Source organism: Simiduia sp., from assembly GCF_058345725.1.
The window spans coordinates 1-25,589 of record NZ_JBTUOC010000053.1 but is presented as its reverse complement, the minus strand read 5'-3'; the positions used below and the strand labels follow the sequence as shown (position 1 = coordinate 25,589).

The window sequence follows — 25,589 nt, the reverse complement described above, 5'->3', positions numbered from 1 at the left end:
ATGGCACAACAGCCGCTAGTTACCACCGAATCACTTAGCATCGGCTACGGCAGCCGCGTGGTGCAGCAAAACCTATCCTTCACCGTCAACAAAAATGACATTTTTTTCGTCATTGGCGGCAGTGGTTGCGGTAAAACCACCTTGCTAAAAAGCATGATCGGGCTGCTCCCACCCAACCAGGGTAATACTTGGTATTTGCACCACGGCGAACGCCACAATTTTTACAGCGCCGCCCCGGACACCCAACTAGCATTGCAGCAGCAGTGGGGGGTGACCTTTCAATCGGGCGCGCTGCTCTCCAGCATGACCCTGGCCGAAAATGTCGCACTGCCGCTGCAACTCTACACCGAGCTCAGTAGCACACAAATCGCAGAGGCGGTCGCCTATAAATTAGCCCTGGTTGGCCTCGGCGGGTTTGAAAGTTACTATCCTGCGGAGCTCAGCGGCGGCATGCACAAACGCGCGGGACTGGCGCGCGCCATTGCGCTCGACCCAAAGCTGCTATTCTTTGACGAACCCTCTGCTGGACTGGACCCAATTAGCTCACTGCGCCTCGATCAACTCATCGTGGAAATTTGCGAGGCCCTCGACTCCACTGTCATCATCGTCTCGCACGAGCTGCCAAGTATTTTAAGCATTGGCACTAATTGCGTTTTTCTAGACAACGAAACGCACACTACGATCGGCGCCGGCCACCCGCAAACACTGGCCTCCCACAGTCAGCATCCGCGCGTCAGGCAGTTCTTAAACCGCGCGACCCCCACAAACAGGACCGCACCATGAGCCCCAACAAAAATATATCGCTGGCCATTGGCGCATTTATTATGGGCGCGCTAGCACTGGTATTTGTGGCGCTGCTGTTTTTTTCCGGCGGCAAATTATTCGCCCAAAAAGAGCGCGTAGTTATGCATTTTGACGGCTCGGTTCAGGGCCTGCAAATTGGCGCACCGGTTAAACTTAAGGGAGTTGTGCTAGGCGAAATATCCGATATTCAAATTACCTTTCAAAGCGATACGGCAACGGCGGCGCATCGACAACCGGTAGTCACAACCGTCACCGCCAACTTGATATTGAAACGCATTAACACCAGTGGTGCGAGTGCCGACGACACCTTTCTAAAGACCTCAATAGCCAATGGCCTGCGAGCGCAACTTAACTACCAAAGCTTTCTCACGGGCTTGCTGTATGTCGAGCTAGACTTTCATCCAGACGCGCCGTTGCGGCTGTACAAGCTACAAGACAGTGTTATCGAGCTGCCCACCATGGCTACAGACTTCGAGCAATTCTCCAAAAAATTTCAAAATATCAACTTGGAAGACCTTGTGAGCAATATCAATAGGCTCGCTGTGCAAGTGAACACCCTGGTGGCCAGTGGACGCGTAGAAACTACTTTTGACAACGCCGATAAAACGCTCAAGGCTTTTGAACAAACCGCGCTAAATTTGGATCAACAAAGCCAGCAGCTGGGCGCTGATCTACGTGCAACCATTGCCCAGGCCAACACATTGATAAACGAGCTGAATACACAGACTCCAAAACTTGCCAATCAGCTGCAAACCAGTATTGAGCAGCTGAATGCCAGCCTGGAAAAATTTGATATAGCAGCCAGCCAGGTCGCGGGCACCTTTTCAGAGGATGCTCCCATCGTGGTCAGGCTGGATGACACATTGCAGGACATCAGCCGGTCAGCGCGCGCACTGCGCAACCTGTCCGACTCACTAGACCAACAGCCCGATGCCATTTGGCGCGGCCGCTCTGCACAGGAATCTGATTAATGCGCCTAGCAACCGTCGTTTACCCGGTTATTTTCGCCGTGCTCTCGCTGCTGCTCGGCGCCTGCCAGCACGCTCCCGCCAAACAACACCACCTGCTGAATGCGCCGACACCAAGTGAGTGGCAAAGCTCAAGTACCATTCACCAAACCCTCGGCATTGGCCCGGTACGCCTGGCCGAATTTCTCAACCGCCCGCAGGTTGCAGTGCAATCCACCGACGGCAAGATACTTATGAGCCCCAACCAAATTTGGGCCGAACCGCTGGACCAGGGCGTTGCGCGAGTGTTGGCACTGCAACTCACCGGCCACTCAGCACAGTTGGCCAGCACGCCCTTCCCCTGGCGACAAGACAATACGCCGGACCTTAGCTTGCGCCTAGATTTACAGAGCCTGGTGTACGACGGGCGCCAGCTCACACTCAGCGGCACCTGGGAACTCCGTCAGCACCCAGGCAAGTTGAAGCTGCATCATCAACATTTCCAGGCCAGCCAACCCTGCCGCGCGGACGCAGCGGATATCAGCCGCGCACTGTCACGTCTGCTTGAGCAGTGGGCGCTAGCCATTTCTCCGCAGCTCAGCGGCAGCTAGCGCCCAGCTGGCGATATGGTTTTTGAAAGTTCAGACAGCAGCGGCCAGATCAATGATCCGCGGTGCGTCATCGAATACGTGTACGAGGCATCGGGCGTCCATTTCACCCTACGCGATCTTCGCCGCACTTTTATATCCATCGCGGTATCGCTCAACATCCTCGCCTACGTATTGAAAAGCTGGTCAATCACAGCATCGGTGGAGATGTGACTGCAGGGCATATTGTGATAAACGTAGAACGACTACGAAAACCATTGAACCTAATTGCTAATTTTATTCTAGAAACAACAGGCCAAATTGATTCACGGGAAATTGATTGCTCGACAATATTAAGACGTAATTAGGGGCATACATGGACCCAATCGACGACCTCAAACACCAACTGACAAAGAGTAAGTCAGATAGTGCGAAAGGGGAGTACTCACGAGCAAACTTATACAAAGCAATAATGGTTGCCCTTGCGAAAAAGGCGATGCTCGAATGGTGTGTCCAATGTGGCAATGACGAAAAACCATCTAGCTTTAGCTAGATGACTGAATACCTATATATAAACATCGTACTTGAGGACTTTTTGCACAATGGGGCTGTAAATGATCAGCAAATTTCCCCAATTTAGACTGGGTGATACAGGAAGTGACAAAGCCTGTTGCGCGCTTTATACCACACGCCCCCTCATAACGCTGAACAACAGTACCTTTGAACAGAAGCACTCCCTTAAAGTCGCTTATTTTTACTGGGCACACCAGAAAATAATCGACAAATTCCAATAAATCCGGCGCACCACTATTACACAATACACCTAGGTTCTAGCGAACTTTGCAGCCACACCTGCCAATATCCCCCCGGTAACAGTAGGAACATAAACGCTCCTTAGCCACTGTTATTGGAATTAGACGTGCCCATCCAAGACCAATATAGCAGCACAAACAAACGAGACAACCTCGCTTTTGAGCCTGATGCCACCTTCTGAAGTAGGAATTTTACTTGGTGTCTCCGTTGGCACTCTTGCGGTCTGGCGCTGTACCGGCCGCTACAACTTACCCTACGTCAAAATCGGCCGTAAAGCGCGTTATTGGAAGCAGGATGTCACAGGCTTTGTTGAACGACGCGTTCAGCAAGCAGGGGGCACTGTCCATACCTAAGTCTTCCAAGAACATCCCCACAAAACATAAGCTAGCGCTGATTGACCTGCTGAAGCATGGAACCAAAGGTATTTCCAAACTCACCACGCCGGCCTCCTTTGGTGAGACATCACTACCTACCACCATTAGCGAGCTAGGTTTGCGATGGGGCAGTCGCATCGATCGCAAACGCTGCAATTTCACTCCTGAGCAGAAAGAGGCCAGAATGAAGCGGTTTTTCACCATGGCCCGGCGGATCAGCGCACCCAAGCCAGAGAAGCCCAGCTAACCCGACAAACATTCGCGCATACCTACTTTCCCCTACAGGGCAACGTAACCCTTGGAACCATAACAAAACCAGACATTGAATCGGCAAAAAACAGCGCCCTCCGAAGCGGGACAAGTTCGCCCAAGTCAGGCAAAATCCCCCATTAGCCAATTTTCAGACATCCGTTCCTACGGCCACACACCACTGGACCAGGGCGGCCAAAAATCAATCAGAAGGACATTCATGGCCAAGCCAGCCAAAACCAAAGCCCCGAAAAAGCCCGCCAAGAGCTTTGAACAGAACCTGTGGGATACCGCCGACAAGCTGCGCGGCTCGGTGGAATCCTCCGAATACAAGCACGTGGTGCTGTCGCTCATCTTCCTCAAGTTCATCAGCGACAAGTTTGAGGCCCGGCGGCAGGAGTTGATTGAGCAGGGCCAGGGCGACTATGTGGACATGGTGGAGTTTTACACCATGAACAACGTCTTCTACCTGCCCGAGGAATCCCGCTGGGGCACTATCCTCAAGCACGCCAAGCAGGACGACATTGCGGTGAAAATCGACACCGCCCTCCACACGGTGGAAAAGCACAACAAATCCCTGCGCGGCGCCCTGCCCGATAACTACTTCTCCCGCCTGGGGCTGGACGTAGCCAAGCTGGCGGCGCTGCTGGATTCCATTAACAACATCGACACCATTGTAAAAGAACAGGATGGCGCCGCCAGCGAGGTGGACATAGTCGGCCGGGTGTACGAATACTTCCTCGGCAACTTTGCCGCCACCGAGGGCAAGGGTGGCGGCGAGTTCTATACGCCAAAGTGCGTGGTCAACCTGCTCGCCGAAATGATTGAGCCCTACCACGGCAAAATCTACGACCCCTGCTGCGGCTCCGGCGGCATGTTTGTGCAATCGGTCAAATTTGTGGAAAGCCACCAGGGCAACAAGAAAGACATTTCCATCTACGGCCAGGAACAAACCGCCACCACCTACAAGCTGGCCAAAATGAACCTGGCCATCCGCGGCATCAGCGCCAACCTGGGCGAGGTGCCGGCCGATACGTTTTTTAAAGACCAGCACCCCGATTTAAAAGCCGACTTCATCATGGCCAACCCGCCCTTTAACCTGAAGGAATGGCGCAGCCCCGACGAACTCACCGACGACCCGCGCTGGGCCGGCTACGAAGTACCGCCCACCGGCAACGCCAACTACGGCTGGATTTTGCACATGGTGAGCAAGCTGTCCGCCAACGGCGTGGCCGGTTTTGTACTGGCCAACGGTGCCATGAGCACCAGCACCAAAGGCGAAGGCGACATCCGCAAAAAGCTCATTGAAAACGACCTCATCGATTGCATGATCGCCCTGCCCGGCCAGCTGTTTTACACAACGCAAATTCCCGTCTGCCTGTGGTTTATCACCAAAAATAAAAAGGCCGAAACCATCCCCGGCCACCCGGAATCCAACCACCGCAACCGCCAGGGCGAAACCCTGTTTATTGATGCCCGCAATATGGGCTCGATGATCAGCCGGATTCACAAGGAATTGACCGAGGAAGACATCGCCACCATTACGCGCACTTACCATGCGTGGCGGGGTGAGGCAAAAGACGGCGACTATGAAGATGTGCCGGGCTTTTGCAAGGCCGCCAAGATTGAGGATGTAGCCGCCAATGACTACGTTCTCACTCCCGGCCGGTACGTAGGCACCGAGGTGGAAGAGGATGATGGCGAAGTCTTTGAATCCAAGATGAGAGCGCTAAGCGAGATACTGTTTCAGCAAATGTCTGAATCCGAAACACTGGATGCTTCAATAGCTAAAAACTTAGAAAGCATTGGTTTTGGAAAAAGATAATATGGATTTTTCTATGGAGCCCATGATTAGCACCACCTGGGGTGAGCTTGTTGAGCTTAAATATGGCAAAGCGCTCAGAGATTACAAGGATGCCTCTGGTGAGTACCCAGTCTACGGAACAAATGGCCAAGTAGGCTGGTGCGATAAACCACTTTGCAGCTTTGCTAGTGTAATAATTGGAAGAAAGGGGGCATACAGAGGTGTCCACTATTCGGACAAGCCGTTTTTTGTGATTGACACGGCTTTCTATATTCAACCCAGGCCAAACGCAAATATTAGCCTAAAATGGGCGTACTATGCTTTGCTTTTAGCCGACATTAATAGCATGGATTCAGGGTCTGCAATACCTTCAACCAGTCGAGAAGATTTTTACTCACTTCCCGCCATAGTCCCGCCTAGAAGCACACAAGAAAAAATTGTTCGCCAACTAGACATATTAAACAGCAAAATTGAACTAAACCGCCAAACCAACGCCACCCTGGAAGCCATGGCGCAGGCGTTGTTTAAAAGCTGGTTTGTGGATTTTGACCCCGTCATCGACAACGCCCTGGCCGCCGGCAACCCCATTCCCGAAGCGCTCCAGGCCCGCGCCCAACGCCGCACCCACTACCACGAACAAAACCGCCAACAACCCAACCCCCAAGCCCCCCTCCCCCAACACATCGCCACCCTCTTCCCCAACCGTTTCGTAGAATCCGAAACCCTGGGCTGGGTGCCGGAGGGGTGGGAAGTCAAACCGCTAGACAAGATTGCAAAATATCAGAATGGGCTTGCTCTTCAGAAATTTAGACCTGTCGATGAATCCAATTTTCTTCCGGTGGTAAAAATTGCCCAACTCAAAAAGGGGTTCGCTGATGGAGAAGAAAAGGCAGACCCAAACATAAAGCCTGAATGTATTATAGACACGGGTGACGTGGTGTTCTCTTGGTCGGGGTCACTTGTTGTGGATATTTGGTGTGGAGGCAGAGCCGCGCTAAATCAACACCTATTCAAAGTAACCTCAAAATCATTTCCACTTTGGTTTTACTATCTTTTTACGAAACACCACCTAGCGGAATTTCAGCGCATTGCAGCGGATAAGGCAGTAACAATGGGACACATTAAGCGAGAGCATCTGGGTCAAGCCTACTGCGCCTGCCCCCCTGCCATTCTTCTTAGGGCCGCAAACGAGTTAATCTCTCCAGTTGTCCAATCTTCAATATCAAAGAAGACTAATAGTTTTGAGCTGGCCAAACTCCGCGACACCCTCCTCCCCAAACTCCTGTCCGGCCAGCTGCGCCTGCCAGACGCAGAAGCGGCCATTGAGCAGCCCGCATGACCAGCGCGCCTATTACTACTGCCTGGGTGAACGGACCCAAGCCAATTGGCGGCCTTGATCACCTGGCGGTAGGAGAGCGCTACCGCTCCACTGGGTTATTTAGGTAGAGGGCTTACGTTCGGGCCGGGCAACGGGTATGCACACCCACCCGTCGCGCCTTGTACCCAGTGCCGGCTATTGCAATGGCCAGAACCAGATCTCTTTGGAGTCGTAGTAGCAATTAGAGCCGCACACAGCACTCGCAGTAGAAGAGTCGATAATATCAATGTGGCCGCCACCATAACCGGTGATTTTCCAGAACAACACGACACCTCGGCGGCCAAAGATTTTATTTAGAAATTGATCAGGTTTATAGATCTCCGGCATTCCAAATACGTCTCGACGCTTGAGCTGGTCGGCCAGCAGCTTGGCACCTGTTTCAATTTTTCTGCCCTTAAAAGGCCCGTCTTTGATTGTTAGGCGGCCATTAAAGTTAACCTTTGATTTCAATAAGGCCAAGCTCATTCTCGCGGCACAGGTATTCGCGTAAGCCGGATTTTGTTTAATGAGTGCTTCGTGACTAATACCCATCTCGGCATACAGATCGGCGCCGGAGGCATAGTTATCGTTCAGTTCGTTGGCAGAGTAGAAATTGGATTGGAGTGTATTAAATGATGGCTTCACGGTTGCTCCTTGCAGGGAAGTAATTCATTCAGACGGGTGATAATGACGTACGAGGCTCTCTCTGTGGGGCTATCCGCCAGCGAGCGTTTGAGCGCACTGAATACTTGCTCTTGAATGGCGCTGGGTGACACCAGCTGATAATTACACCAGTGGCGCCCTTCAGCAGCGTCCAGTACCCCTACCACATACATTTCAGCCTGCCGTCGCTCGGTGAGATTTTTACTCATATAGGCGCTGTACAGCCTTTCAACAGTCAGCTGAGTGTTGCCGTGGATCATTCGCGATTGATCTGAACTAGGCACCTTAAGCGAGGCCTCCTCCGCCACGCTGCAAGCAGACAGTATCAAAAATACGAGCCATAGCATGTTTTGCTTCATTACAACTCCTTTCAATAATCTGTTGAAACCCATCTATGTTTAGGCACCCGCGGGCGACAAAACACGATCTTTACTCGAGGCGCAAACTTAATGCGTCGTCACTCAGCCTTTGCGATTCCAGCCGCCGTTGTATTGCGGCATTCGCTTTACGTTTTACGGTTCTCTTTGCTATTCGACTAACCACTTGGCCAGGTTAGATTTGCCCTTGGCCTTTTCGGCATCAGCCAGGGGCATGCGGGTGGTGTTAGGCTTGGTCATTGCGGTTTTCCTTCACCAGGGCAAATTGGGCCAGTTCCTCATCGGTTAAATGGTAGAGGTCTGGGTCTTCATCTATGATTCTGTCGATTTCCGCATCCGTTATTGCGCTAAACACTTTGTACCTGGAAAGACATTTGCGCAGGCGAATGTGCTCAAGTGACGAACGGACCGTTTTACCCATTATTGAATCCTGCGCACCCTCAATCTTTTATGCTTCCAGCTGCGCCCTGTTTGGGCCCCACATAACTACCAATGAGCAGGCTGACCAAAAAGGCTCCCAGAAATATTTTAAAATTACGCGTAGACTCTTCTTCACTGCCGTAGAGCGGCCCAAAGAAGTGCCCCATTACCCAAGCAATCGCGACACACAAAAGCCCACCCAGCAAGGCGCCACACAAGGTAAATAGTAACTTTTTCACTATTTGACTTCCCAAAACAAGATTTTCTTGGATTTTTCAAAGTCTGACCAGACATCGGGAATCACCACGCCAAACTGTATTGCAGCCAGGAAGACCAGTCGGTAATGCGGTTCTTGTTCCAAAGGTCGATGTGATCACCAGTGGGCGCGCCCTCTTTATCGACGCTACGCATCCAATAGTCTTTAAAGAAGATGATACCGGTTTTCCCCGCAATAACAGATTTATAGTTCACGGGAGTAAGCGAAAAGGTACGCCCAATACCTGGCAGGGAAACCTTTTGCAGCCCGGCAGCTAACTCTTCAGCAGCCAGCACATGACCTTCCGATACTCCGTGATGCCAACAATGGCGTTTGCCAGGCACTAAACGTTTTGTATCAGCACCAGATTTGGCCAGCGCTGCGCCAACCTTGATCGCGCACTGATTTTGGAAATCGTTGCTACAAGGCTTGTCATGAGGGTAATTATCCCAGAGGGCCTCAAATTTGAGGGTAACCATAATCGCTCCTTGATGTGGTTGTCCATTTACAGACCATCGGGGATGCTAAACCTTGCAGAGACTATATTGCCAGTAAGTGGTACCCCCGCTTTACAGCCACCCCCCCATTGCCCCTACATTCCCTAGATAGATAGGAAAGCACATGCTGACACTCCACCCCACAAAAGCACTCGCGGCCAAGTTTCCGGCATCCTCCAGGGGGCATGTGCCGTTGGATGAATCCAGCCATTGGTTGCAAGCGCAGGATGCCGAGCCAAGCCCCCTTAGCGGCTGGCAGGGGCATTTGTTCACGCTTCAACGGCAGCAATGCGTATTGATGGTTCATCAGGCAACCCGCTTCCCGGTACTGCTGAAGCAATTAACCAAACCGGATTTCGCCCGCTTTCACTGGCACTTTGTGGATGGCCTTATGAATACGCTGCCGAAATGTGGCGCCACCGACGCACAAATGACGGCCGCAGCCCAGCTGCTCCAGCCCCTTCGGCTTGCAGCGGGCACTGACCGCTCGGTGCAAAGTACGCTGAACCAAATGAAAGGTGAAATTGAACACCTATTACACTGCGACCAAATAGCACTCGCCGATCTGGCTGTGTACCGCGTTAGCGCCAGATTGGCGCACAGGCCAACCTCTGTACAGGGGCAGTACATATGGCCCGACAAACTGATGCTCACGCTGCTGGACGCCCATGCTGACAAACGCCCAGCGAATGTGGTGCAATTGGGGGACTACACTGGCTGAATCACAGGTTTTAGCAGCACACAGTGCTTTTTCATCAAGGAGAAGATGATGCCCCCAATACCAAGAAGAGCAGACCACCAAAAGGCAGAGGACAAATACCAAACCCTGCGGGATATGACTTACGACGTCACTCGGCAGGAATTTGGCGACATTACCGTCTGCAGCATATCGCTACAACTATGCCAAGAGGCCGACCGCTGGAAGCATCAAACCAATGGGCGACCACAACGGGCCTCTTGGGAGTGGTGCAAAGAATACCATTTCTATCAACGACGGCCCAATCGGTTTGAAATTGCTCTATCAAAGGGCGGCGTGGTTGGCGCACTCTGTTACGGGCAGCTTTCAAAACAAGGCTCACGCCTGCGTATGAACCTGATTGAATCTACGCCTATCAGGCCCACTCCACTTGGGCAGCGGGCGCTGCCTATTCTGTCCTTTGCAGCCGCAGTGTTTGCGGATATTTGTGGTGCCGATGAATTATGGGTGCTAGACCCAGATCCCAACCTCGAAGGACTGTACCAAAGTGAAGGGTTCGGGCAGCGCGAGATTTACCATGGCCGGCGGGTAGGACAGCGGAGGATTTTATGATTCCAGATCCAACAACAAAAGAGGGCATGGAAGAGATACAGCGCCGCATCAAGAAGCGTCGGCAGGAAGCCGCGGAAGCCCGAAAGCGCGCAACAGAAAACCCAGATGATGAACCATCTGGAAAGCACACCATTCCATCAGACATCGACAGGCACAAGGACAGGAAGAATGATGACTAATCAACAAACCCCTGAACAAATAAAAGCACAAATTGCGGCTAGAAAAGCGAGCATTCAGGAAAAGGCCAAACGGATAGAGCAAGCACTCAAAAAGAGCAAGCCCGACTCCAAGAGTTCGTAACATCGCAGGAACACGGTAAGGAAATCACAGGTGTCATTCAACGAAGCAAAACTCGAACAGGCCATTGTTGAACTGCTCCAGGCACAGAGCTACCCCTATAGCCCAGGCTCCGAGCTCAAAAGAGGCCCAGCCGACGCTTTATTGAAGGACGACCTGCGCACCTTTCTGCAAACCCAATATGCCGGCGACGCCATTACAGATACTGAGGTTGAGCAGGTTATTACCGGGCTTGAGCGCTTGTCCTCACTGGACTTGTACGACAGCAACCGCGCGGTTCACAAGCAGGTGGCGGACGGCTTTTTACTGAAGCGGGAGGACCGCAGCAAGAAGGATTTATGCATCCGCCTGATCGATTATTGCGACACCCCCAGCAGCTATCAGAAGGAAGCCGAAGCGCTCCCCATGGTGGCCGAGATTGCAAACCCTACCGACAACAACATCTACCGGCTGGTCAACCAGCTGGAAATCGAAGGTTCCGAAAAGCGCATTCCCGATGCCATTCTCTACATCAACGGCCTGCCGCTGGTGGTATTTGAGTTTAAAAGCGCGGTACGCACCGAGGCCACCCTTCACGATGCCTATGTACAGCTCACTACCCGGTATGCGCGCGATATACCGGAGCTGATGAAATACAACGCCCTGTGTGTGATTTCGGATGGTGTGAATTCGCGCATGGGCTCCCTGTTTGCCCCCTACGATTTCTACTACACCTGGCGCAAGGTCACCGGCAGCGAGGCCATTGAGCAGGACGGCATTAACGCCCTCCACACCATGATTGGGGGGCTGTTTAATAAACAGCGCCTACTGGAAGTGATTAGACACTTTATTTACTTCCCCGATGTATCCAAACGCCAGGAGAAGATTGTCTGCCGCTACCCGCAGTTTTACGCGGCGACGCGCCTGTACGAAAACATCCTCAGACACCGCAAGCCCTATGGCGACGGCAAGGGCGGCACCTACTTTGGCGCCACCGGCTGCGGCAAGAGCTTTACCATGCTGTTTCTGACCCGGCTGCTGATGAAGAGCCTGGCCTTTGAAAGCCCCACCATTGTGTTGATCACTGATCGCACCGATCTGGATGACCAGCTCTCAGGCCAGTTCACCAATGCCAAAGGCTACATTGGCGACAACACCGTGGTAAGCGTCGAGAGCCGCGCGCATTTGCGCGAGCTGCTGAAAGGCCGGCAATCCGGTGGTGTGTTTTTAACCACCATCCACAAATTCACCGAAGATACCGAGTTACTGTCCGACCGCACCAATGTGATTTGTATCAGCGATGAAGCCCACCGCAGCCAAACCAACCTGGACCAAAAGGTTCGCGTGACAGAAAAGGGCGTGGTGCGCACCTTTGGCTTTGCCAAGCACCTTCACGACTCACTGCCCAATGCCACCTACGTGGGCTTTACCGGCACCCCCATCGACGCCACCCTGGATGTATTCGGCCCGGTGGTAGACAGCTACACCATGACTGAATCGGTCAAAGACGACATTACCGTGCGCATTGTGTACGAGGGCCGTGCCGCCAAAATTATTCTGGACAACAAAAAGCTCCAGGAAATTGAAGCCTACTACGCCCAGTGCGCGGAGGACGGCGCCAACGAGCACCAGATTGAAGAAAGCAAAAAGGCCAGTGCCAACATGGGCGCCATTCTCGGCGACCCAGACCGCCTCAAGGCATTGGCCGCCGATTTTGTGGCCCACTACGAGCGCCGCCTGAGTGAAGGCGCAACCGTCAAAGGCAAGGCCATGTTTGTGTGTAGCAGCCGCCCTATTGCCTATGCCTTCTGGCAGGAGGTGGTAGCACTTAGGCCCGAGTGGAACGAGATACGCGCCGCCGAGGAAGGCATCACCCTGACAGAAGCGGAAGCGCGGGAGATCAAGCCTATTGAGCGGATCAAAATGATCATGACTCGCGGCAAGGATGATCCCAAAGTCCTGTACGACATGCTCGGCACTCAGGAGTACCGCAAAGAGTTGGACCGGCAATTTAAAAACCCGAAATCCAACTTCAAAATCGCCATTGTGGTGGACATGTGGCTCACCGGCTTTGATGTGCCCTTTCTGGATACCCTCTACATCGATAAACCCATTCAGCGCCACAACCTGATCCAGACCATTTCCCGGGTAAACCGGAAGTTTGCCGGCAAAGACAAAGGGCTGGTGGTGGATTACATCGGCATTAAAAAGCAGATGAACCTGGCACTGGCCCACTACAACAAGGCCGACCAGCAGAACTTTGAAGAGATCGCTCAATCCGTGATTGTGGTGAAAGACCATCTGGATCTGCTCAACAAGCTGTTCTACAAGTTCGACGCCCGCCCCTACTACACTGGCGAGCCCCTGGCGCAGCTCAATTGCCTCAATAACGCAGCGGAGTATGCCCAGACTACCGACAAGACCGAAAAGCGCTTCATGGCCCTGGTAAAGCGCCTGAAGGCCGCCTACGACATCTGCTGCGGGTCTGAGGCCCTGACCGAGCCCGAGCGGGACCAGATCCACTTTTACTTGGCCGTGCGCAGCATCCTGTTCAAGCTCACCCGCGGCAACGCCCCGGATACCGCCCAGATGAACGCCAGGGTGCGGGAGATGATTGCCGAGGCGCTGAAGGCTGACGGCGTGGAGGAAATCCTGAAGCTGGGCGAAGACAAAACCGGCCCCACCGACATCTTCGATGACGATTATTTAGCCAAAATCGAAAAGATCAAACTGCCCAACACCAAGATCAAACTCCTGCAACAGCTATTGGCAAAGGCCATTGAAGACTTTAAAAAGGTCAACAAAGCCAAAGGCTCCGACTTCGCCCAGCGCTTCCAGCGACTGGTTGAGAACTATAATGAGCGCAAGGAAGACAATGTATTGGTGAGCGAGGTTCTGGATGACTTCTCCGACGAGATCATCGACCTGCTCAACGCCCTCAAACGCGAAAAAGCCTCCTTCGCTGACCTCGGCCTGGAACTGGAAGAAAAAGCCTTCTACGACATTCTGAAAGCCCTGGCGGTGAAGTATGACTTTACCTACCCCGAAGATAAGCTTCTAGCGCTTGCCAAAGAGGTGAAAGCTGAAGTCGATGACATTACAAAGTACGTCGATTGGTACAACCGCCAGGACATCAAGGACACGCTCAAAGCGCACCTGATCCTGCTGCTTCACAAGCATGGCTATCCGCCGGTGGACAGGGATGAGGTGTATAAGGAGATCTTTGAGCAGGCAGAGAATTTTAAGAGGAATCGGCCGATTAGGCCGGGAAACTAATCTAATCTGTAACCAAGCTTAACAAAGAGTAAATTTCTCCATGGGCTCACCGACGCCTTTACAAAATGCTGTACAGAAATGCTTAGATTCAGCTCAATTTGAAACTAGAGCCCCACATGAAATACCACATGTGCTTACTGAGCCTTCAAGCTATGGGCTAGAACGGCTTCATTTGAACCGTCGAAAAGTTTCGCAACAAGCCTCCGAGACTGATTGCAAATCCAAACGGGCCACAGATCCATTAGCCCGCAAACTGGCGCGAGCAATTACCGGGTTATTCAAGAAGAAATAAATTGTTTGAAAAACGACCACTTCAAAGCGCTGCAAAATTTGAGCGCGGAGGAAAACTTCGAAGCGTACATGGAGGCGATGGTCAGCGTGGGGCCGCATCCGGATTTACTGCGGGCAGCTCAATTCTGTAAAGAGCGGTTTTCACACATACCCTTTTACGCGGAACGCGCGAAAAAATATCCAGATTTCTGGCTAAACTTCGCAGCAGGAAGAGTGAATATCGGTCTAGACCCATCAACTGGTGAACTATAAGTAAAGCAGTCGCCGCAAGTCAAAGTCTGCTTGGCTGAACTATTAGAACGATCAGCTGTATGAGTTCAGCCGCCATAAACACTCAGGAGACCTAGATCTAATACTATATAGTTAATTGTCAGACTCGCTTGTATCCACCGTCTTCTCCACCTTATCGAAAGTTGCCAACGGCAGTATTACACGCCCCCAAAGCATAGAGGACGTTATCGAGTCGACCCGATCTCGAATAACACCATATAGAATATTAGCACCATTTATCACTTTAATTTTATCTGCCGTTTCCTTTACGGACTTATACCTTTCCGGAGCACTATCACTGAATGAAATATACGCTATAGCTTCAACATCGATTTCGTAAAAATTTGATAGAGACCCCTCCTTATCCTTGCTTTCAGGGTTTGACTGAACCCTTAGCTGAATAATGGTGGTATCTCCATCCTCATCCTCATCTCGCTCAATCTGCTTTAACGTAAACTTTACATCTTCAATCGAATAGCCTTGTGGGATTCGGTCGAATTCAGCGACTGGATTACAGCGAACCTCAACACTTAAAAAGGCATAATGTTCAAGCTGCAAGATTGATGGATTCATTATTCAACCACTCCTGAATTGATACCACCTTTTCCTTTTGCTTTACCTTTTTCTTAGCTTCATGACGCAGTGAATTAATTCTCTCTTCTTGCATTTGAGCATAAAATTTTTCCGCGGATTTAATAACCTCGGTATAAACGACCCTTGGAATCATAGCTACATGCAATTCACAATCTAAAGCTTTAGCCATTTTGGAAAGACTAGAGATTGAAAAGTTGTTGTCACCCCTTAACGCTTTAGTAAGGTAAGCCCTACTACAGCCGAGCTCATTCGCTAATTCTGTCTTGGCCATGCCTTTATGATCCATGGCCGCTTGTATCATATAAGCAACTTCCATCAAAATTCCTGAAGTCTTATATGCTGCTGTATTCTTAACCTTGGAATACAAATCTTTAAATTTAGCCATATTCAATCACTCCACGAAGATTAATTTATCTTCTTCTTTAGCCTCGAAATACCGATCCCTTAACCTACAAACTTTTTTCTTCTCAGACTCTGGCGTTTTTTGAGATTTTTTTCTAAATATATGGGAGCAAACAATGAGCTTCCCTTCATCATAGAAGTACAAGACTCGATAATTCCCTTTGATAAACTCCCAAATTTTTCTATCTTTATCGACCTCATGCCTGTTCGATGCGGGAAGTGCTGTAGGGCCCACTTCAGCTGCCAACTCAAATAGCTTCAACCATCCAGATAGCTCCCCACCTTTTAGTTGGGAAAGACTATCCGCTAAATCAGACTCGCCCTCGCAATCGGATTCCACCAGCAGCCGCCACTCCCGAGCTTTGCCGGCCGGCACTATATCAGAAAGATACATTGATAGTTAACCTTTGAGTTAACAAGATTAGAAAAAGTTCCATTTATGTCAAGTTTGGCACCCATAGACCATCCTCCGACCAAGCCCGACATCTCCGATGTAGCAGACTTAGTCCAACAGGTTATATGAACTTGCGGGGCGAACCAATTAATAATCGGGAAAGTGTCAGCGATAGATGACAGGGGTTGAAGAAGCCGGGTAGCACCACGGTAGCACCAATAAAAAAGGGTTAGCAGGCACTCACCTGCTAACCCTTTCAAATATGGTAGCTAGAGGCGGACTTGAACCGCCGACCCCAGCATTATGAGTGCTGTGCTCTAACCAGCTGAGCTATCTAGCCATATCTTTTCAAGCGGCCAGCTGGCCCACTCAAAGAGGGCGCGAATTTTGGCAATTCACCTTGTGCCTGTCAAGTAGTAATTGCCCTTTTCAGGTGGGTTAACGGCCTCTGAGCAAGGCGGCCAGCATTGAGCCCACAACCACCAGGCAGGCACCCAGCCAGCTCCAGCCATTCATGGGTTCAGCCTCTAAAAACTGGGGCGCCATTGCGTCCAATATTTGTACGCAAATTAGGGTAATCACGGGCACCAGCGTGATGGTTGCACTCACCCGGCTAGCCTCCCAGTGCACCAGGGCATAGGCAAAGGTACCGTAAGCCACAATAGTGTTTAAACCCGCAAACAGTAAACACCCCCAGGCAAAGGGTGTTAAGCGGGCAAAGCTGCCAAAATCGGCGGCCGGAGCAAAGGTGATGGCACCCACAGCAAAGATGAGCCACAAGATCTCCATCGACGTCAGGTGCTTTTGCAACTGTTTTTGGATAACCCCGTACACAGCCCAGACCACGGCCGCCAAAAAGATCAGAAAGACCCCCCAGGCGTATTGGCCCTGGGCCGAAAGCAGCTCGGGCAGTCGCAAGTTAAAAAACAGCGCCAAGCCCAACATAAACAACAGCACTCCCAAGGCCTGGCCCAGGGAAAAGCGCTCGTTAAATAGAAACAGGCTGAGCACCAGCATCATCATGGGGGCCAGTTGGATCATGACCTGGGAGGCCGAGGCTGTGGTGTAGTCGAGCCCCATCAAATACAGCAGGAAATTACCCAATAGGCAGACAATCGCCACGGCAAAACGCCAAAGCATGGCCCGCTGCAGGAGCTTGCGCCAGGGGAACCCCCCATTAAATTGTATATAGGTACCAATCAGTATTGTCGACAGAAAGAAGCGAAACCAGGTGATGGTGACCGCATCCATCGGGCCTAACACGCCCTTTAGCGCAATGGGTAGCAGCCCCCACATAAAGGCCGTAACCAGCGCCAACGCCAAACCCAATTGCCACCGCCCTGTAATACTGTGCACTTTCGCCCCTTCTGCCTCGCGTGGTGTGTTGAACCACCCGCAGGTATTCACACTAAAAATGAATGGCCCACCGATTACACAGTGGCCACCTAAAGACGTTACCCCGGTTGTAACCCTCAGCTTTGTCATACAGTATTTGCGTATTGTGGGTAAAAATGCAGAATATGTGACTGGCAGGTCTCATAAGGTCATTGACCATTTTTTGTAATCCTTTATGTTAGTGGCGATGGCGATAGAAATTGCCACTGACACTAACAATAACAAATCCATCAGAGAGCCGATTATGACATCTCAAAAGAGCACGCTTAGCCACTTTGCGCCCAGTGCATTGTCCCTGGCCGTAACCACCGTATTATCAAGTCTGGCGCTGCCTGCGCTAGCACAAGACGACTCAAATTTTGCCCTTGAAGAAATTGTCGTTACCGCGCAAAAACGCGCCGAATCCGTAGACGATGTCCCAATTACCATTAATGCCTTTGCCGCAGACGGCATTCGCGAGCTGGGCGCTCAAAACGTCAATGACCTAGGCACCTTTATCCCCGGCGTAGAGACCAACGTAGGCGACACCAGCCAGGCCAGTTTCACGATTCGCGGTATTTCTACCAATGACTTCGGCTCTGGCTCAGACCCAGCCGTCGCCGTGTATGTGGATGGCGTGTACACTGGTCACGGCGGTAGTGCACTGGTTAACTTCAATGACATCGACCGCGTAGAAGTACTGAAGGGCCCACAGGGCACCCTGTTTGGTCGCAACGCCGCAGCCGGCGCCATTAGCATCACCACCAAGGCCCCCTCGCAGGAAACAGAAGGCTATGCCGACGTGCAGCTGGGCAATTTCAATAAGCAAAAAATTGCCCTGGGCTTCAATACCGGCCTGACAGACACTGTTTCCCTGCGTCTGGGTGGCTATATCAACAGCCGCGATGGTTTTATCAATAACGCGTCTACCAACGGCATTGCCGCCGACGACCTGTGGATTGAAGACGACCAAGGCCTGGTTGGCGCCCTTTTGTGGCAGCCCACCGAAAACACCGACATCACGCTACGCGCCGATTACAACAAAGAAGACAGTGATGGCCCTATCGGTTCAAGCTTCACACTGGCGGCAAATGAAGACCAGCTGTACGACAACTACACCACCGACAATGCCGGCTACAATGACCGCACCATTCGCGGCACCAGCTTAACCATTAGCCACGCGATGGATGAGTACACCTTCACCTCTATCACCGCCAAGCGCGGCTACGAGTTCCACCAGAACGAAGAAGAAGACGGTACCGATAAAGCGCGCTTTTTCCTGACCACAGACACCATCGAAGAACAATCGCAGTTCAGCCAGGAATTCCGCCTGAACTACGAAGATGAAAACCTGAAGTGGTTTGTGGGCGCCAGCTACTTTAAAGACGAAATTGATCAAACCTATCTGGTGGATGCCACCACCATCACCCTGGACACCTTCTTCCTGGTTGACGCATTTTCCGGTGTTGTCGAAAACCCTGCAGCCTTTGTCGATCAAAACCCAGGCATGATGGGCGGCGGTATGCAAGGCTTCCTCACCACAGGTATTGCACCTCAACTGAACAGCCAGCTGCCACCGGGCATCAGCATGGAGGCAGTCGACATTGGCAATGCCACCGTCGCCAACCTAGACGCAGCTAACGGCGGAATTCCATGGCAAGAAGCCATGCACAACAGCCGTCAGCTCACCAGCTACGCCGTGTACGGTGATGTGACTTACTCCTTCACCGACAAGCTGGATGCAACCTTGGGTTTGCGCTGGAGCAAAGACAGCAAAGACTTCGAGATTCAATCGAACTACACCAACAATATTCTAATCCCCACATTGACCGTGACAGGATTGGGCAGCGTACCAACCAGCGCAGTGCCCGGTTTACCGCAAGCGATCCCGTTTGGTCTGATTTTCTTTGATGAAATCGGCACAGCCGGCAATCCAGAGAAAAAGAGCGATTCCTGGAGCTCCGTAGACCCACGTTTGGTGGTGAACTACGCCATGACCGACGACATGATGGTGTTTGGTTCTATTGCCAAGGGTTACAAAGCTGGTGGCTTTAATAGCTTGGGCGATGATCCAAGCTTTGAGCCAGAAGACGTGTTGAACATGGAAGTGGGCGTAAAGTCCAAAATGATGGACGGCCGCATGAAGTTGAATGCATCTGTTTACCAGTTTGACTACGACAACTTGCAGATTTTGAAGCTGTCAGGCCCAGCGGGTGTAATCCCCACTTACAACATTAAAAATGCCGATGCCATGGGCCGCGGTTTTGAATTCGACTGGCAGTTCCTAGCCACAGAAAATCTGCTGTTGGGCGCGAACTACGGTTACGTGTTCACCGAGTACACCCGCTACGAGCAGTTTGAAGGCGATGCCCCGGGCTTCACTTTGAAGGGCGAGCCCCTGTCGTCTATGCCGAAGCATAAGTTTAACGCCATGGCCGAGTACACCGTGCACTTTGCAAACGATTTGGCACTGCGTTTGCGCGGCGATTACAACTACACCAGCGAGCGCGTTAACAATTCCGGCGTAGGTGATGGTCAAGCCATCGATGCCTTTAACGTAATCAATGCACGCGCCACTTTGGAAAACGGCGCCGGCGATTGGTCCATCGCCTTGTATGCTAACAACCTGACCGACGAAGAGTACCTGTGGGACATCGGTGGTACCGGTGACGGTCTTGGCTCACCCGTTGCTACCCGCGGGCTGCCACGCATGTACGGTATCCAGGCGCGCTACAACTTTTAATGTTGTAACTGCGTTTTGAAACACAAAAAAGGGTGCGCTTTAGCGTGCCCTTTTTTGTCTACGTCATATCTAACACAACGATAACAATTCCAATGCCATGACATTGGACGCAACACGAGAGCAAGACTATGGCCGAATTGATCACCGTGCTCGCCGCCCCCCTATACCTAGTGCTTATCGGCTGGGAGTTGTGGGTAGATAAAAAGCGAGGTACGGGTTACTACCGCCTCAACGACGCCATTGCCAGCATGTCGCTGGGCGTTATTTCACGCACTCACCGCCTGGTGGTGTTCGCCTTAGGCACCTACCTGCTAACGACATACCTGCCTACCGCCAGCGATCATTTTTGGCAGAATAATCTTTGGCTGGCGTGGCTGGTGGCCTTTATCGGTTACGACCTAACCTACTACTGGAATCACCGCCTCAATCATGAAATAAATTGCCTTTGGGCCGGTCATGTCGTGCACCACCAAAGCGAAGACTACAACCTGACTACCGCGCTACGCCAAACCAGTGGCGGCGTGTTTGATTGGATTTTTGCCATTCCGCTGTACATGACTGGTATCCCGGCGGATATTATCGTCGCCAGTGCGGGCCTCAATCTGGTGTATCAATTCTGGGTGCACACCCAACACATTGACCGACTGGGCTGGATGGAAAAGTGGTTTGTGACACCCTCCCACCATCGCGTGCACCACGCGCAGAACCCGTTGTACTGGGACCGCAATTACGGCGGCTTTCTTATTGTATGGGATAAGTTGTTTAATACTTTCCGGGAGGAGCGTGCCGATACGCCAATTATCTATGGCGTCAGCCGACCACTGAACACTATGAATCCCCTCAAAGCCAATCTGCAAGTGTGGTGGTACCTATTGCGCGATGCCATTCACTGTCAGCGCCTAAGCGACAAATTGCGCATTTGGTTTATGCCGACAGGTTGGCGCCCCGCAGACATGGAGGCGCGCCTACCTATCGCGAAGTCTGATTTGGATAACTTTCAAAAATACAATCCAGCGATCGACAAAGGCACACAAATTTACGCCCTCATTCAATTCATAGCCGGTTTTGTTTTAGGTTTTAGCTTTATTTTTAGTTTCGCCAAGGAGACAGAACTATGGATCTTGCTGGCGGGCTGGCTTTTTGTTTCGCTGCCTCTGATTAGTGCAGGGCACCTACTCGATGGCGGCCACTATGGCTGGGAGTTATTGCGGCTAGGCCTCTCACTACTGGGCTTCGCTCTCCTCTTTCCCTTTCTGCCAGGTGGCTCGCTCAATGCGTGGCTGTTTGGGGTCTACCTGCTACTTAACCTCCCGCTGTTGGCGCTGTTAGTACCGCGGCCCGGTACACAGGTCGCTTAACGACAACCTCTCCCTCTAGACGGTTGCCGGCATAACTGCGCTGGCACCGCCTCATCTTCTCGCCCTTTAAAAAGCACTATTAAAAAAAATTTCATAATAACCAAAAAGCTGAAAGATTCAGGCAGCTGCCCTGGCGCCTCACCGATTTTCTTCTACCGTTAGAACATATCTAGCCAAGAGTGCACGAGGTTAATTATGAAGTCAGTTGGAATGCCACTGCTAGCCAGTGCCTTGATATGTATCGGAGCCGCCCCTTCGCACGCCGAAATTAACTTTTCCGGATTTGCCAGTATCAACGCGGGCAAGGTACTCAACGGTTCCGGTGTTCCCCAGTACGATGTACCACCCACTTTTTTAGCTGACTACCCTATCGTTTCGAGCTACGACGAAGACTGGTCCTTTGCCCCAGAATCACTCATTGGCATTCAGGCCAACGGCAACCTTTCTAACGGTCTAACGGCAACAGCACAGATTGTGGGCCGCGGCGCAGAAGACTATAACGCGCGTCTTGAGTGGGCGTATCTATCCTATGACCTTAACGATAATTGGACGCTACAGGCGGGCAAAAAGCGGTTGCCGCTGTTCTACTATTCGGATTTTTACGACGTTGGCTATGCCTATGTGTGGATGCGCCCACCGGCCGACACCTACACATGGCAAATTTTTAATTACACAGGTGCCAACGTGACCTACCGAAACACCTGGGGCGAATGGGCCTTTGCGGCTAACGCCTACGCCGGACGCGAAGACAGCAAAGATAATCGACTGCTCAGCGAATTCTTTTTCTTAGAGCCCACACGCGAAATCTGGGAGGATATCCTGGGCGGTGTCATTAATTTAAGCCGCGATTGGCTGGAGCTACGCTTTACCCATATGCGCTACACCAACAAGCGCTTTCGTAGCGGCGTACCCGAGCTGTGGGATGGCAAAGATGAGCGCGAAGGAAAATTCTACGGCGCTAGCATCAATGGCGACTTTGGCTCCTTCTTCTTTTTGAGCGAGCTCAATCGGCTCGACTTGGGTGGCAACCTGGACACCGCCATGCTGACGCTCGGCTATCGCATCGACAGTGTTACCCCTTTCGTCGGTTATTCGACGTTTGAAGAAAAGGGCGATGGCGACCTTGAAGATCACAACACCACCTTTGTGGGCTTGCGCTGGGATTTCCACTCGTCGGCTGCCTTCAAGTTGCAGTATGACGAGGTGAAAGATAATTCCTTCGATCTAGCCGTCGCTGGCGACAGCAAAAACCTCACATTTGGAATTGATATCGTTTTCTAAGGAGCCTGACCATGAAATCCATCATACTTGCAGGCCTGGTTCTATTTGCGAGTCAATTGTGCCGCGCAGAAATAGTCGTCATAGTACACCCGAGCAACGGCAACGCCCTAGATGCAACCAGTGTTTCGCACATTTTTTTAGGCAAGTCTAAATCCTTTCCCGATGGTTCCACCGCCATTCCCATTAACCAGCCAGAAGACAGCGCAACCGGTATCGCCTTTGCGCAAAATGTGCTGAATAAGTCGCCCAGCCAGCTTAAAGCTTATTGGTCTAAGCTCCTGTTTACTGGTCAAGGCCGGCCGCCGAAGGAAGTGGGAAACGATGCTGATGTTATTAAGCTGGTGGCCGACAACCCAAACACTATAGGCTATATACAGGCCGCGAGCGCCACTGGCAGCGTCAAGGTGGCGGGCAGCTTTTAGTTATTATTCAACCAATAAAAAAGGGGCCTCTGGCCCCTTGATGTAGCTGGCAACTAGGTCCGCTTAGACATTAAAGAGGAAATGCAGCACATCGCCATCTTTAACCACATAGTCTTTGCCTTCCTTGCGCGATTTACCGGCATTCTTAGCTCCCTGTTCGCCGTTGTACTCGATAAAGTCGTCGTAGGCGATGGTTTCCGCGCGAATAAAACCTTTTTCAAAATCCGTATGAATCACACCGGCAGCCTGGGGAGCGGTGGCGCCCACGGGAATAGTCCACGCGCGAACCTCTTTAACACCGGCCGTGAAATAGGTGTGCAAGTTAAGCAGCTTATAGCCAGCGCGAATGACGCGATTCAACCCTGGCTCGTCCATACCTAGATCGGCCAGGAACTCGGCCTTTTCGTCATCTTCCAACTCGGCAATTTCGGCTTCAAGCTTGTTGCAAATAGGCACGACAACCGCCCCTTCCGCCTCGGCGATGGAACGCACCTGCGCCAATAGCGGATTGTCCTCAAAACCATCTTCGTCCACGTTGGCGATATACATGGTGGGTTTTACGGTGAGCAGGTTCAATTCCTTCAGCTGCGCCATATCCTCCGCATCCAGTCCAAACGAGCGCAAAGGTTTCGCCTCATTGAGATGCGGCAAAATTTTCTCTAACAACGCCTTCTTGGCAATTGCCTCTTTATCCTGACCTTTGGCAGCCTTGGTGTAACGCTGAATGGCTCGCTCAACTGTATCCAAATCAGCCAGAGCCAGCTCGGTATTGATCACATCGATATCCGCTGCAGGATCTACTTTGTTGGCTACGTGGATCACGTTGTCGTTGTCAAAGCAGCGTACGACGTGTGCAATAGCGTCGGTTTCACGGATATTGGCCAGGAACTTGTTACCTAACCCTTCACCTTTAGAGGCGCCCGCCACAATACCGGCGATGTCAATGAACTCCATAGTGGTTGGCACTACGCGCTCGGGCTTGACGATGGCAGCCAACTTATCTTGGCGCGGATCGGGTACCGGCACCACGCCCGCATTCGGCTCGATAGTGCAAAAAGGAAAGTTTTCCGCGTCGATGCCCGCTTTTGTCAGGGCGTTGAACAGGGTGGACTTACCCACGTTGGGGAGGCCGACAATGCCACAATTAAAACCCATAACTGACTCCTTGGGGCGTCTTATTTACGCGTGTGCAGCGAGCGCATAGCCGCTTCTAAATCGCCACTCACGATGGAATTGATTTCGCGCAAGCTGTCGTAAATAGCATCATCTATTAGTTGCTGTTCAGCCTGCGGTGCGCGCTTGAGAACATAACCGGAAACCTGACTCGCGTGGCCAGGGTGTCCAATGCCAATTCTCAGGCGAATAAAATTTTTGCTATTGGCGAGTGCGCCGATAATGTCGCGCAATCCGTTGTGACCACCGTGGCCGCCACCTACTTTCAGCCGGGCCACACCGGGCGCCAGGTCTAACTCGTCGTGTGCCACCAACATCTGCTCGGGGGAAATCTTGAAGAAGTTTGCCAACGCGCCAACCGACTGGCCGCTGCGATTCATGAAGGTAGTGGGAACCAGTAACCTGACATCCTGCCGACCTATGAGGGCACGACCACTAAGGCCGAACAACTTGCTATCGGGCGTCAGCGTCACATTGTGCTGGCGAGCCAGCTCAAAAACGAAATCGGCCCCGGCATTATGGCGCGTCCGGTCATATTCTTGGCCTGGGTTTCCAAGGCCAATAATTAACTTAACTGGATCACTCATAGTGCAGGGGCCGAGTTCAGGCAGCCAACAAATTATTCAGCGTCGGCAGCGTCTTCGCCTTCAGCAGAGGTATCTTCAGTGGTCATACCGCGCGGCTTGATGATGCTCACTACGGGCAGGTCGTGATCAGCACCGTGTGACAGCGCAATTGACTCGACGCCCTTCGGCAGAGTCAGATCAGAAATGTGCAAGCTTTCGCCCAAGCCCAGCTCCGCCACATCCACTTCAATGAACTCTGGCAGATCTTTTGGCAATACGTTGATTTCCAGATCGGTCATCAGGTGCGACACAATGCCGCCGCCCTGCTTAACGCCTTTGGAGCTAGCTTCATTGATGAAGTGCAAAGGTACGCGCACGTGCATCTTCTGGCCACGAACTACGCGCTGGAAGTCAGCGTGCAATACAACAGGCTTGGCTGGATGGCGCTGCAGATCTTTCAGGATAACGTCTTCGGCCTTGCCGTCCACAACCAGTGAAATGATGTGTGAATAAAAGGCTTCGTTTTCCAGGTGATGAACCAGATCTTTGTGATCGATCTGTATGTTCTGCGGCTTAGACTTACCGCCGTAAACAATGGCGGGAACTTTAGCGTCGAGACGACGAAGGCGGCGGCTCGCACCTTTCCCTTCTACGTCCCGCTTCTCAGCGTTAATAGTAAATGCATCAGACATTGAGGTGTCCTCAATATGCC

General features: G+C 51.8%; 28 protein-coding genes and 1 tRNA gene. 16 read left to right on the top strand and 13 right to left on the bottom strand.

Annotation, left to right across the window (positions count from 1 at the left end):
- The 6 genes from ACW8F6_RS12190 (at nt 1) to ACW8F6_RS12165 (ending at nt 6,917) form a co-directional block, all read left to right on the top strand.
- Nucleotides 1-783, top strand: coding sequence for an ABC transporter ATP-binding protein (locus ACW8F6_RS12190; RefSeq protein WP_491576146.1), 783 nt, complete (start codon nt 1-3; stop codon nt 781-783).
- Complete coding sequence (locus tag ACW8F6_RS12185) at nt 780-1,775, top strand: MlaD family protein (protein ID WP_491576145.1); 996 nt, start codon at nt 780-782, stop codon at nt 1,773-1,775. The genes ACW8F6_RS12190 and ACW8F6_RS12185 overlap by 4 nt, the downstream gene beginning before the upstream one ends.
- A complete protein-coding gene (locus tag ACW8F6_RS12180) occupies nt 1,775-2,362 on the top strand; it encodes a PqiC family protein (RefSeq protein ID WP_491576144.1) in 588 nt (195 codons plus the stop codon). The genes ACW8F6_RS12185 and ACW8F6_RS12180 overlap by 1 nt, the downstream gene beginning before the upstream one ends.
- A 1,083-nt stretch (nt 2,363-3,445) precedes the next feature.
- On the top strand, nt 3,446-3,772 hold the full coding sequence (locus ACW8F6_RS12175; RefSeq protein WP_491576143.1) for a hypothetical protein: 327 nt from the start codon (nt 3,446-3,448) through the stop codon (nt 3,770-3,772).
- A gap of 222 nt (nt 3,773-3,994) precedes the next feature.
- The gene (locus ACW8F6_RS12170; protein WP_491576142.1) at nt 3,995-5,599 is read left to right on the top strand and encodes a class I SAM-dependent DNA methyltransferase; all 1,605 of its coding nucleotides are present in this window, start codon (nt 3,995-3,997) and stop codon (nt 5,597-5,599) included.
- Nucleotides 5,586-6,917 (top strand): restriction endonuclease subunit S, encoded by a 1,332-nt coding sequence (locus tag ACW8F6_RS12165; protein ID WP_491576141.1) that lies wholly within the window; start codon nt 5,586-5,588, stop codon nt 6,915-6,917. Before ACW8F6_RS12170 ends, ACW8F6_RS12165 begins: the two co-directional genes overlap by 14 nt.
- 174 nt (nt 6,918-7,091) lie before the next feature.
- Here ACW8F6_RS12165 and ACW8F6_RS12160 read toward each other — a convergent pair whose 3' ends face one another.
- The 5 genes from ACW8F6_RS12160 to ACW8F6_RS12140 form a co-directional block, all read right to left on the bottom strand.
- Nucleotides 7,092-7,580: a T6SS effector amidase Tae4 family protein gene (locus ACW8F6_RS12160; protein ID WP_491576140.1), complete on the bottom strand. Its 489-nt coding sequence runs from the start codon at nt 7,578-7,580 to the stop codon at nt 7,092-7,094.
- Complete coding sequence (locus ACW8F6_RS12155; RefSeq protein ID WP_491576139.1) at nt 7,577-7,957, bottom strand: Rap1a/Tai family immunity protein; 381 nt, start codon at nt 7,955-7,957, stop codon at nt 7,577-7,579. Before ACW8F6_RS12155 ends, ACW8F6_RS12160 begins: the two co-directional genes overlap by 4 nt.
- A 244-nt stretch (nt 7,958-8,201) precedes the next feature.
- On the bottom strand, nt 8,202-8,396 hold the full coding sequence (locus tag ACW8F6_RS12150) for a hypothetical protein (protein WP_491576138.1): 195 nt from the start codon (nt 8,394-8,396) through the stop codon (nt 8,202-8,204).
- 19 nt (nt 8,397-8,415) lie between these two features.
- Complete coding sequence (locus tag ACW8F6_RS12145) at nt 8,416-8,634, bottom strand: hypothetical protein (RefSeq protein ID WP_491576137.1); 219 nt, start codon at nt 8,632-8,634, stop codon at nt 8,416-8,418.
- Between the two features lie 61 nt (nt 8,635-8,695).
- Complete coding sequence (locus ACW8F6_RS12140) at nt 8,696-9,130, bottom strand: T6SS effector amidase Tae4 family protein (RefSeq protein ID WP_491576136.1); 435 nt, start codon at nt 9,128-9,130, stop codon at nt 8,696-8,698.
- 142 nt (nt 9,131-9,272) lie between these two features.
- Here ACW8F6_RS12140 and ACW8F6_RS12135 point away from each other — a divergent pair, with 142 nt between their 5' ends.
- From ACW8F6_RS12135 to ACW8F6_RS12110, 6 genes are all read left to right on the top strand, one after another.
- Nucleotides 9,273-9,869, top strand: a complete 597-nt coding sequence (locus tag ACW8F6_RS12135; protein WP_491576135.1) for a DUF6933 domain-containing protein — start codon at nt 9,273-9,275, stop codon at nt 9,867-9,869.
- 48 nt (nt 9,870-9,917) lie between these two features.
- Nucleotides 9,918-10,457, top strand: a complete 540-nt coding sequence (locus ACW8F6_RS12130; RefSeq protein WP_491576134.1) for a hypothetical protein — start codon at nt 9,918-9,920, stop codon at nt 10,455-10,457.
- Nucleotides 10,454-10,636, top strand: coding sequence for a hypothetical protein (locus ACW8F6_RS12125; protein WP_253357377.1), 183 nt, complete (start codon nt 10,454-10,456; stop codon nt 10,634-10,636). The genes ACW8F6_RS12130 and ACW8F6_RS12125 overlap by 4 nt, the downstream gene beginning before the upstream one ends.
- Nucleotides 10,626-10,757, top strand: a complete 132-nt coding sequence (locus ACW8F6_RS12120; RefSeq protein WP_491576133.1) for a hypothetical protein — start codon at nt 10,626-10,628, stop codon at nt 10,755-10,757. Before ACW8F6_RS12125 ends, ACW8F6_RS12120 begins: the two co-directional genes overlap by 11 nt.
- A 30-nt stretch (nt 10,758-10,787) precedes the next feature.
- Entirely contained in the window at nt 10,788-14,009 is a 3,222-nt protein-coding gene (locus tag ACW8F6_RS12115; RefSeq protein WP_491576132.1) for a type I restriction endonuclease subunit R, read from the top strand.
- Between the two features lie 297 nt (nt 14,010-14,306).
- On the top strand, nt 14,307-14,552 hold the full coding sequence (locus tag ACW8F6_RS12110) for a hypothetical protein (RefSeq protein ID WP_491576131.1): 246 nt from the start codon (nt 14,307-14,309) through the stop codon (nt 14,550-14,552).
- Nucleotides 14,553-14,663: 111 nt separating this feature from the next.
- Here the strand turns inward: ACW8F6_RS12110 and ACW8F6_RS12105 are convergent, their stop codons facing one another.
- From ACW8F6_RS12105 to ACW8F6_RS12085, 5 genes are all read right to left on the bottom strand, one after another.
- Nucleotides 14,664-15,143, bottom strand: a complete 480-nt coding sequence (locus tag ACW8F6_RS12105) for a hypothetical protein (protein WP_491576130.1) — start codon at nt 15,141-15,143, stop codon at nt 14,664-14,666.
- Nucleotides 15,118-15,549, bottom strand: a complete 432-nt coding sequence (locus ACW8F6_RS12100; RefSeq protein ID WP_491576129.1) for a helix-turn-helix domain-containing protein — start codon at nt 15,547-15,549, stop codon at nt 15,118-15,120. The genes ACW8F6_RS12105 and ACW8F6_RS12100 overlap by 26 nt, the downstream gene beginning before the upstream one ends.
- Nucleotides 15,550-15,555: 6 nt before the next feature.
- Complete coding sequence (locus ACW8F6_RS12095) at nt 15,556-15,960, bottom strand: type II toxin-antitoxin system RelE/ParE family toxin (protein WP_183911649.1); 405 nt, start codon at nt 15,958-15,960, stop codon at nt 15,556-15,558.
- Nucleotides 15,961-16,223: 263 nt separating this feature from the next.
- Nucleotides 16,224-16,300, bottom strand: a tRNA-Met gene (locus tag ACW8F6_RS12090).
- A 98-nt stretch (nt 16,301-16,398) separates the two neighbouring features.
- A complete protein-coding gene (locus tag ACW8F6_RS12085; protein WP_491576128.1) occupies nt 16,399-17,316 on the bottom strand; it encodes a DMT family transporter in 918 nt (305 codons plus the stop codon).
- A gap of 283 nt (nt 17,317-17,599) precedes the next feature.
- Between ACW8F6_RS12085 and ACW8F6_RS12080 the strand changes: the two genes are divergently transcribed.
- The 4 genes from ACW8F6_RS12080 to ACW8F6_RS12065 all read left to right on the top strand — a co-directional run bounded on the left by ACW8F6_RS12080 (nt 17,600) and on the right by ACW8F6_RS12065 (nt 23,138).
- Nucleotides 17,600-20,077: a TonB-dependent receptor gene (locus tag ACW8F6_RS12080; protein ID WP_491576127.1), complete on the top strand. Its 2,478-nt coding sequence runs from the start codon at nt 17,600-17,602 to the stop codon at nt 20,075-20,077.
- A gap of 128 nt (nt 20,078-20,205) precedes the next feature.
- On the top strand, nt 20,206-21,435 hold the full coding sequence (locus tag ACW8F6_RS12075; protein ID WP_491576126.1) for a sterol desaturase family protein: 1,230 nt from the start codon (nt 20,206-20,208) through the stop codon (nt 21,433-21,435).
- 195 nt (nt 21,436-21,630) lie between these two features.
- The gene (locus ACW8F6_RS12070; RefSeq protein ID WP_491576125.1) at nt 21,631-22,716 is read left to right on the top strand and encodes a porin; all 1,086 of its coding nucleotides are present in this window, start codon (nt 21,631-21,633) and stop codon (nt 22,714-22,716) included.
- An 11-nt stretch (nt 22,717-22,727) separates the two neighbouring features.
- A complete protein-coding gene (locus ACW8F6_RS12065) occupies nt 22,728-23,138 on the top strand; it encodes a type 2 periplasmic-binding domain-containing protein (RefSeq protein WP_491576124.1) in 411 nt (136 codons plus the stop codon).
- Nucleotides 23,139-23,201: 63 nt separating this feature from the next.
- On the opposite strand, the gene ychF is transcribed toward ACW8F6_RS12065, so the two are convergent.
- Genes ychF through ACW8F6_RS12050 form a run of 3 tightly spaced genes read right to left on the bottom strand, consistent with a single transcriptional unit; the run spans nt 23,202 to nt 25,569 of the window.
- Nucleotides 23,202-24,293 (bottom strand): redox-regulated ATPase YchF, encoded by a 1,092-nt coding sequence (ychF, locus tag ACW8F6_RS12060; protein ID WP_491576123.1) that lies wholly within the window; start codon nt 24,291-24,293, stop codon nt 23,202-23,204.
- 20 nt (nt 24,294-24,313) lie between these two features.
- Nucleotides 24,314-24,898 carry an aminoacyl-tRNA hydrolase gene (gene pth / locus ACW8F6_RS12055; protein ID WP_491576122.1) on the bottom strand — a complete coding sequence of 195 codons (585 nt, stop codon included), beginning with the start codon at nt 24,896-24,898 and terminating at the stop codon, nt 24,314-24,316.
- A 32-nt stretch (nt 24,899-24,930) separates the two neighbouring features.
- Nucleotides 24,931-25,569, bottom strand: coding sequence for a 50S ribosomal protein L25/general stress protein Ctc (locus ACW8F6_RS12050; RefSeq protein WP_491576153.1), 639 nt, complete (start codon nt 25,567-25,569; stop codon nt 24,931-24,933).
- Nucleotides 25,570-25,589: the final 20 nt, after the last annotated feature.

Coding starts and splice junctions, on each gene's coding strand:
- ACW8F6_RS12190 (WP_491576146.1), top strand. CDS start 1: ATGGCACAACAGCCGCTAGTTACCACCGAATCACTTAGCATCGGCTAC.
- ACW8F6_RS12185 (WP_491576145.1), top strand. CDS start 780: ATGAGCCCCAACAAAAATATATCGCTGGCCATTGGCGCATTTATTATG.
- ACW8F6_RS12180 (WP_491576144.1), top strand. CDS start 1,775: ATGCGCCTAGCAACCGTCGTTTACCCGGTTATTTTCGCCGTGCTCTCG.
- ACW8F6_RS12175 (WP_491576143.1), top strand. CDS start 3,446: ATGTCACAGGCTTTGTTGAACGACGCGTTCAGCAAGCAGGGGGCACTG.
- ACW8F6_RS12170 (WP_491576142.1), top strand. CDS start 3,995: ATGGCCAAGCCAGCCAAAACCAAAGCCCCGAAAAAGCCCGCCAAGAGC.
- ACW8F6_RS12155 (WP_491576139.1), bottom strand. CDS start 7,957: ATGAAGCAAAACATGCTATGGCTCGTATTTTTGATACTGTCTGCTTGC.
- ACW8F6_RS12150 (WP_491576138.1), bottom strand. CDS start 8,396: ATGGGTAAAACGGTCCGTTCGTCACTTGAGCACATTCGCCTGCGCAAA.
- ACW8F6_RS12140 (WP_491576136.1), bottom strand. CDS start 9,130: ATGGTTACCCTCAAATTTGAGGCCCTCTGGGATAATTACCCTCATGAC.
- ACW8F6_RS12135 (WP_491576135.1), top strand. CDS start 9,273: ATGCTGACACTCCACCCCACAAAAGCACTCGCGGCCAAGTTTCCGGCA.
- ACW8F6_RS12130 (WP_491576134.1), top strand. CDS start 9,918: ATGCCCCCAATACCAAGAAGAGCAGACCACCAAAAGGCAGAGGACAAA.
- ACW8F6_RS12125 (WP_253357377.1), top strand. CDS start 10,454: ATGATTCCAGATCCAACAACAAAAGAGGGCATGGAAGAGATACAGCGC.
- ACW8F6_RS12120 (WP_491576133.1), top strand. CDS start 10,626: ATGATGACTAATCAACAAACCCCTGAACAAATAAAAGCACAAATTGCG.
- ACW8F6_RS12105 (WP_491576130.1), bottom strand. CDS start 15,143: ATGAATCCATCAATCTTGCAGCTTGAACATTATGCCTTTTTAAGTGTT.
- ACW8F6_RS12100 (WP_491576129.1), bottom strand. CDS start 15,549: ATGGCTAAATTTAAAGATTTGTATTCCAAGGTTAAGAATACAGCAGCA.
- ACW8F6_RS12095 (WP_183911649.1), bottom strand. CDS start 15,960: ATGTATCTTTCTGATATAGTGCCGGCCGGCAAAGCTCGGGAGTGGCGG.
- ACW8F6_RS12080 (WP_491576127.1), top strand. CDS start 17,600: ATGACATCTCAAAAGAGCACGCTTAGCCACTTTGCGCCCAGTGCATTG.
- ACW8F6_RS12075 (WP_491576126.1), top strand. CDS start 20,206: ATGGCCGAATTGATCACCGTGCTCGCCGCCCCCCTATACCTAGTGCTT.
- ACW8F6_RS12070 (WP_491576125.1), top strand. CDS start 21,631: ATGAAGTCAGTTGGAATGCCACTGCTAGCCAGTGCCTTGATATGTATC.
- ACW8F6_RS12065 (WP_491576124.1), top strand. CDS start 22,728: ATGAAATCCATCATACTTGCAGGCCTGGTTCTATTTGCGAGTCAATTG.
- ychF (WP_491576123.1), bottom strand. CDS start 24,293: ATGGGTTTTAATTGTGGCATTGTCGGCCTCCCCAACGTGGGTAAGTCC.
- pth (WP_491576122.1), bottom strand. CDS start 24,898: ATGAGTGATCCAGTTAAGTTAATTATTGGCCTTGGAAACCCAGGCCAA.
- ACW8F6_RS12050 (WP_491576153.1), bottom strand. CDS start 25,569: ATGTCTGATGCATTTACTATTAACGCTGAGAAGCGGGACGTAGAAGGG.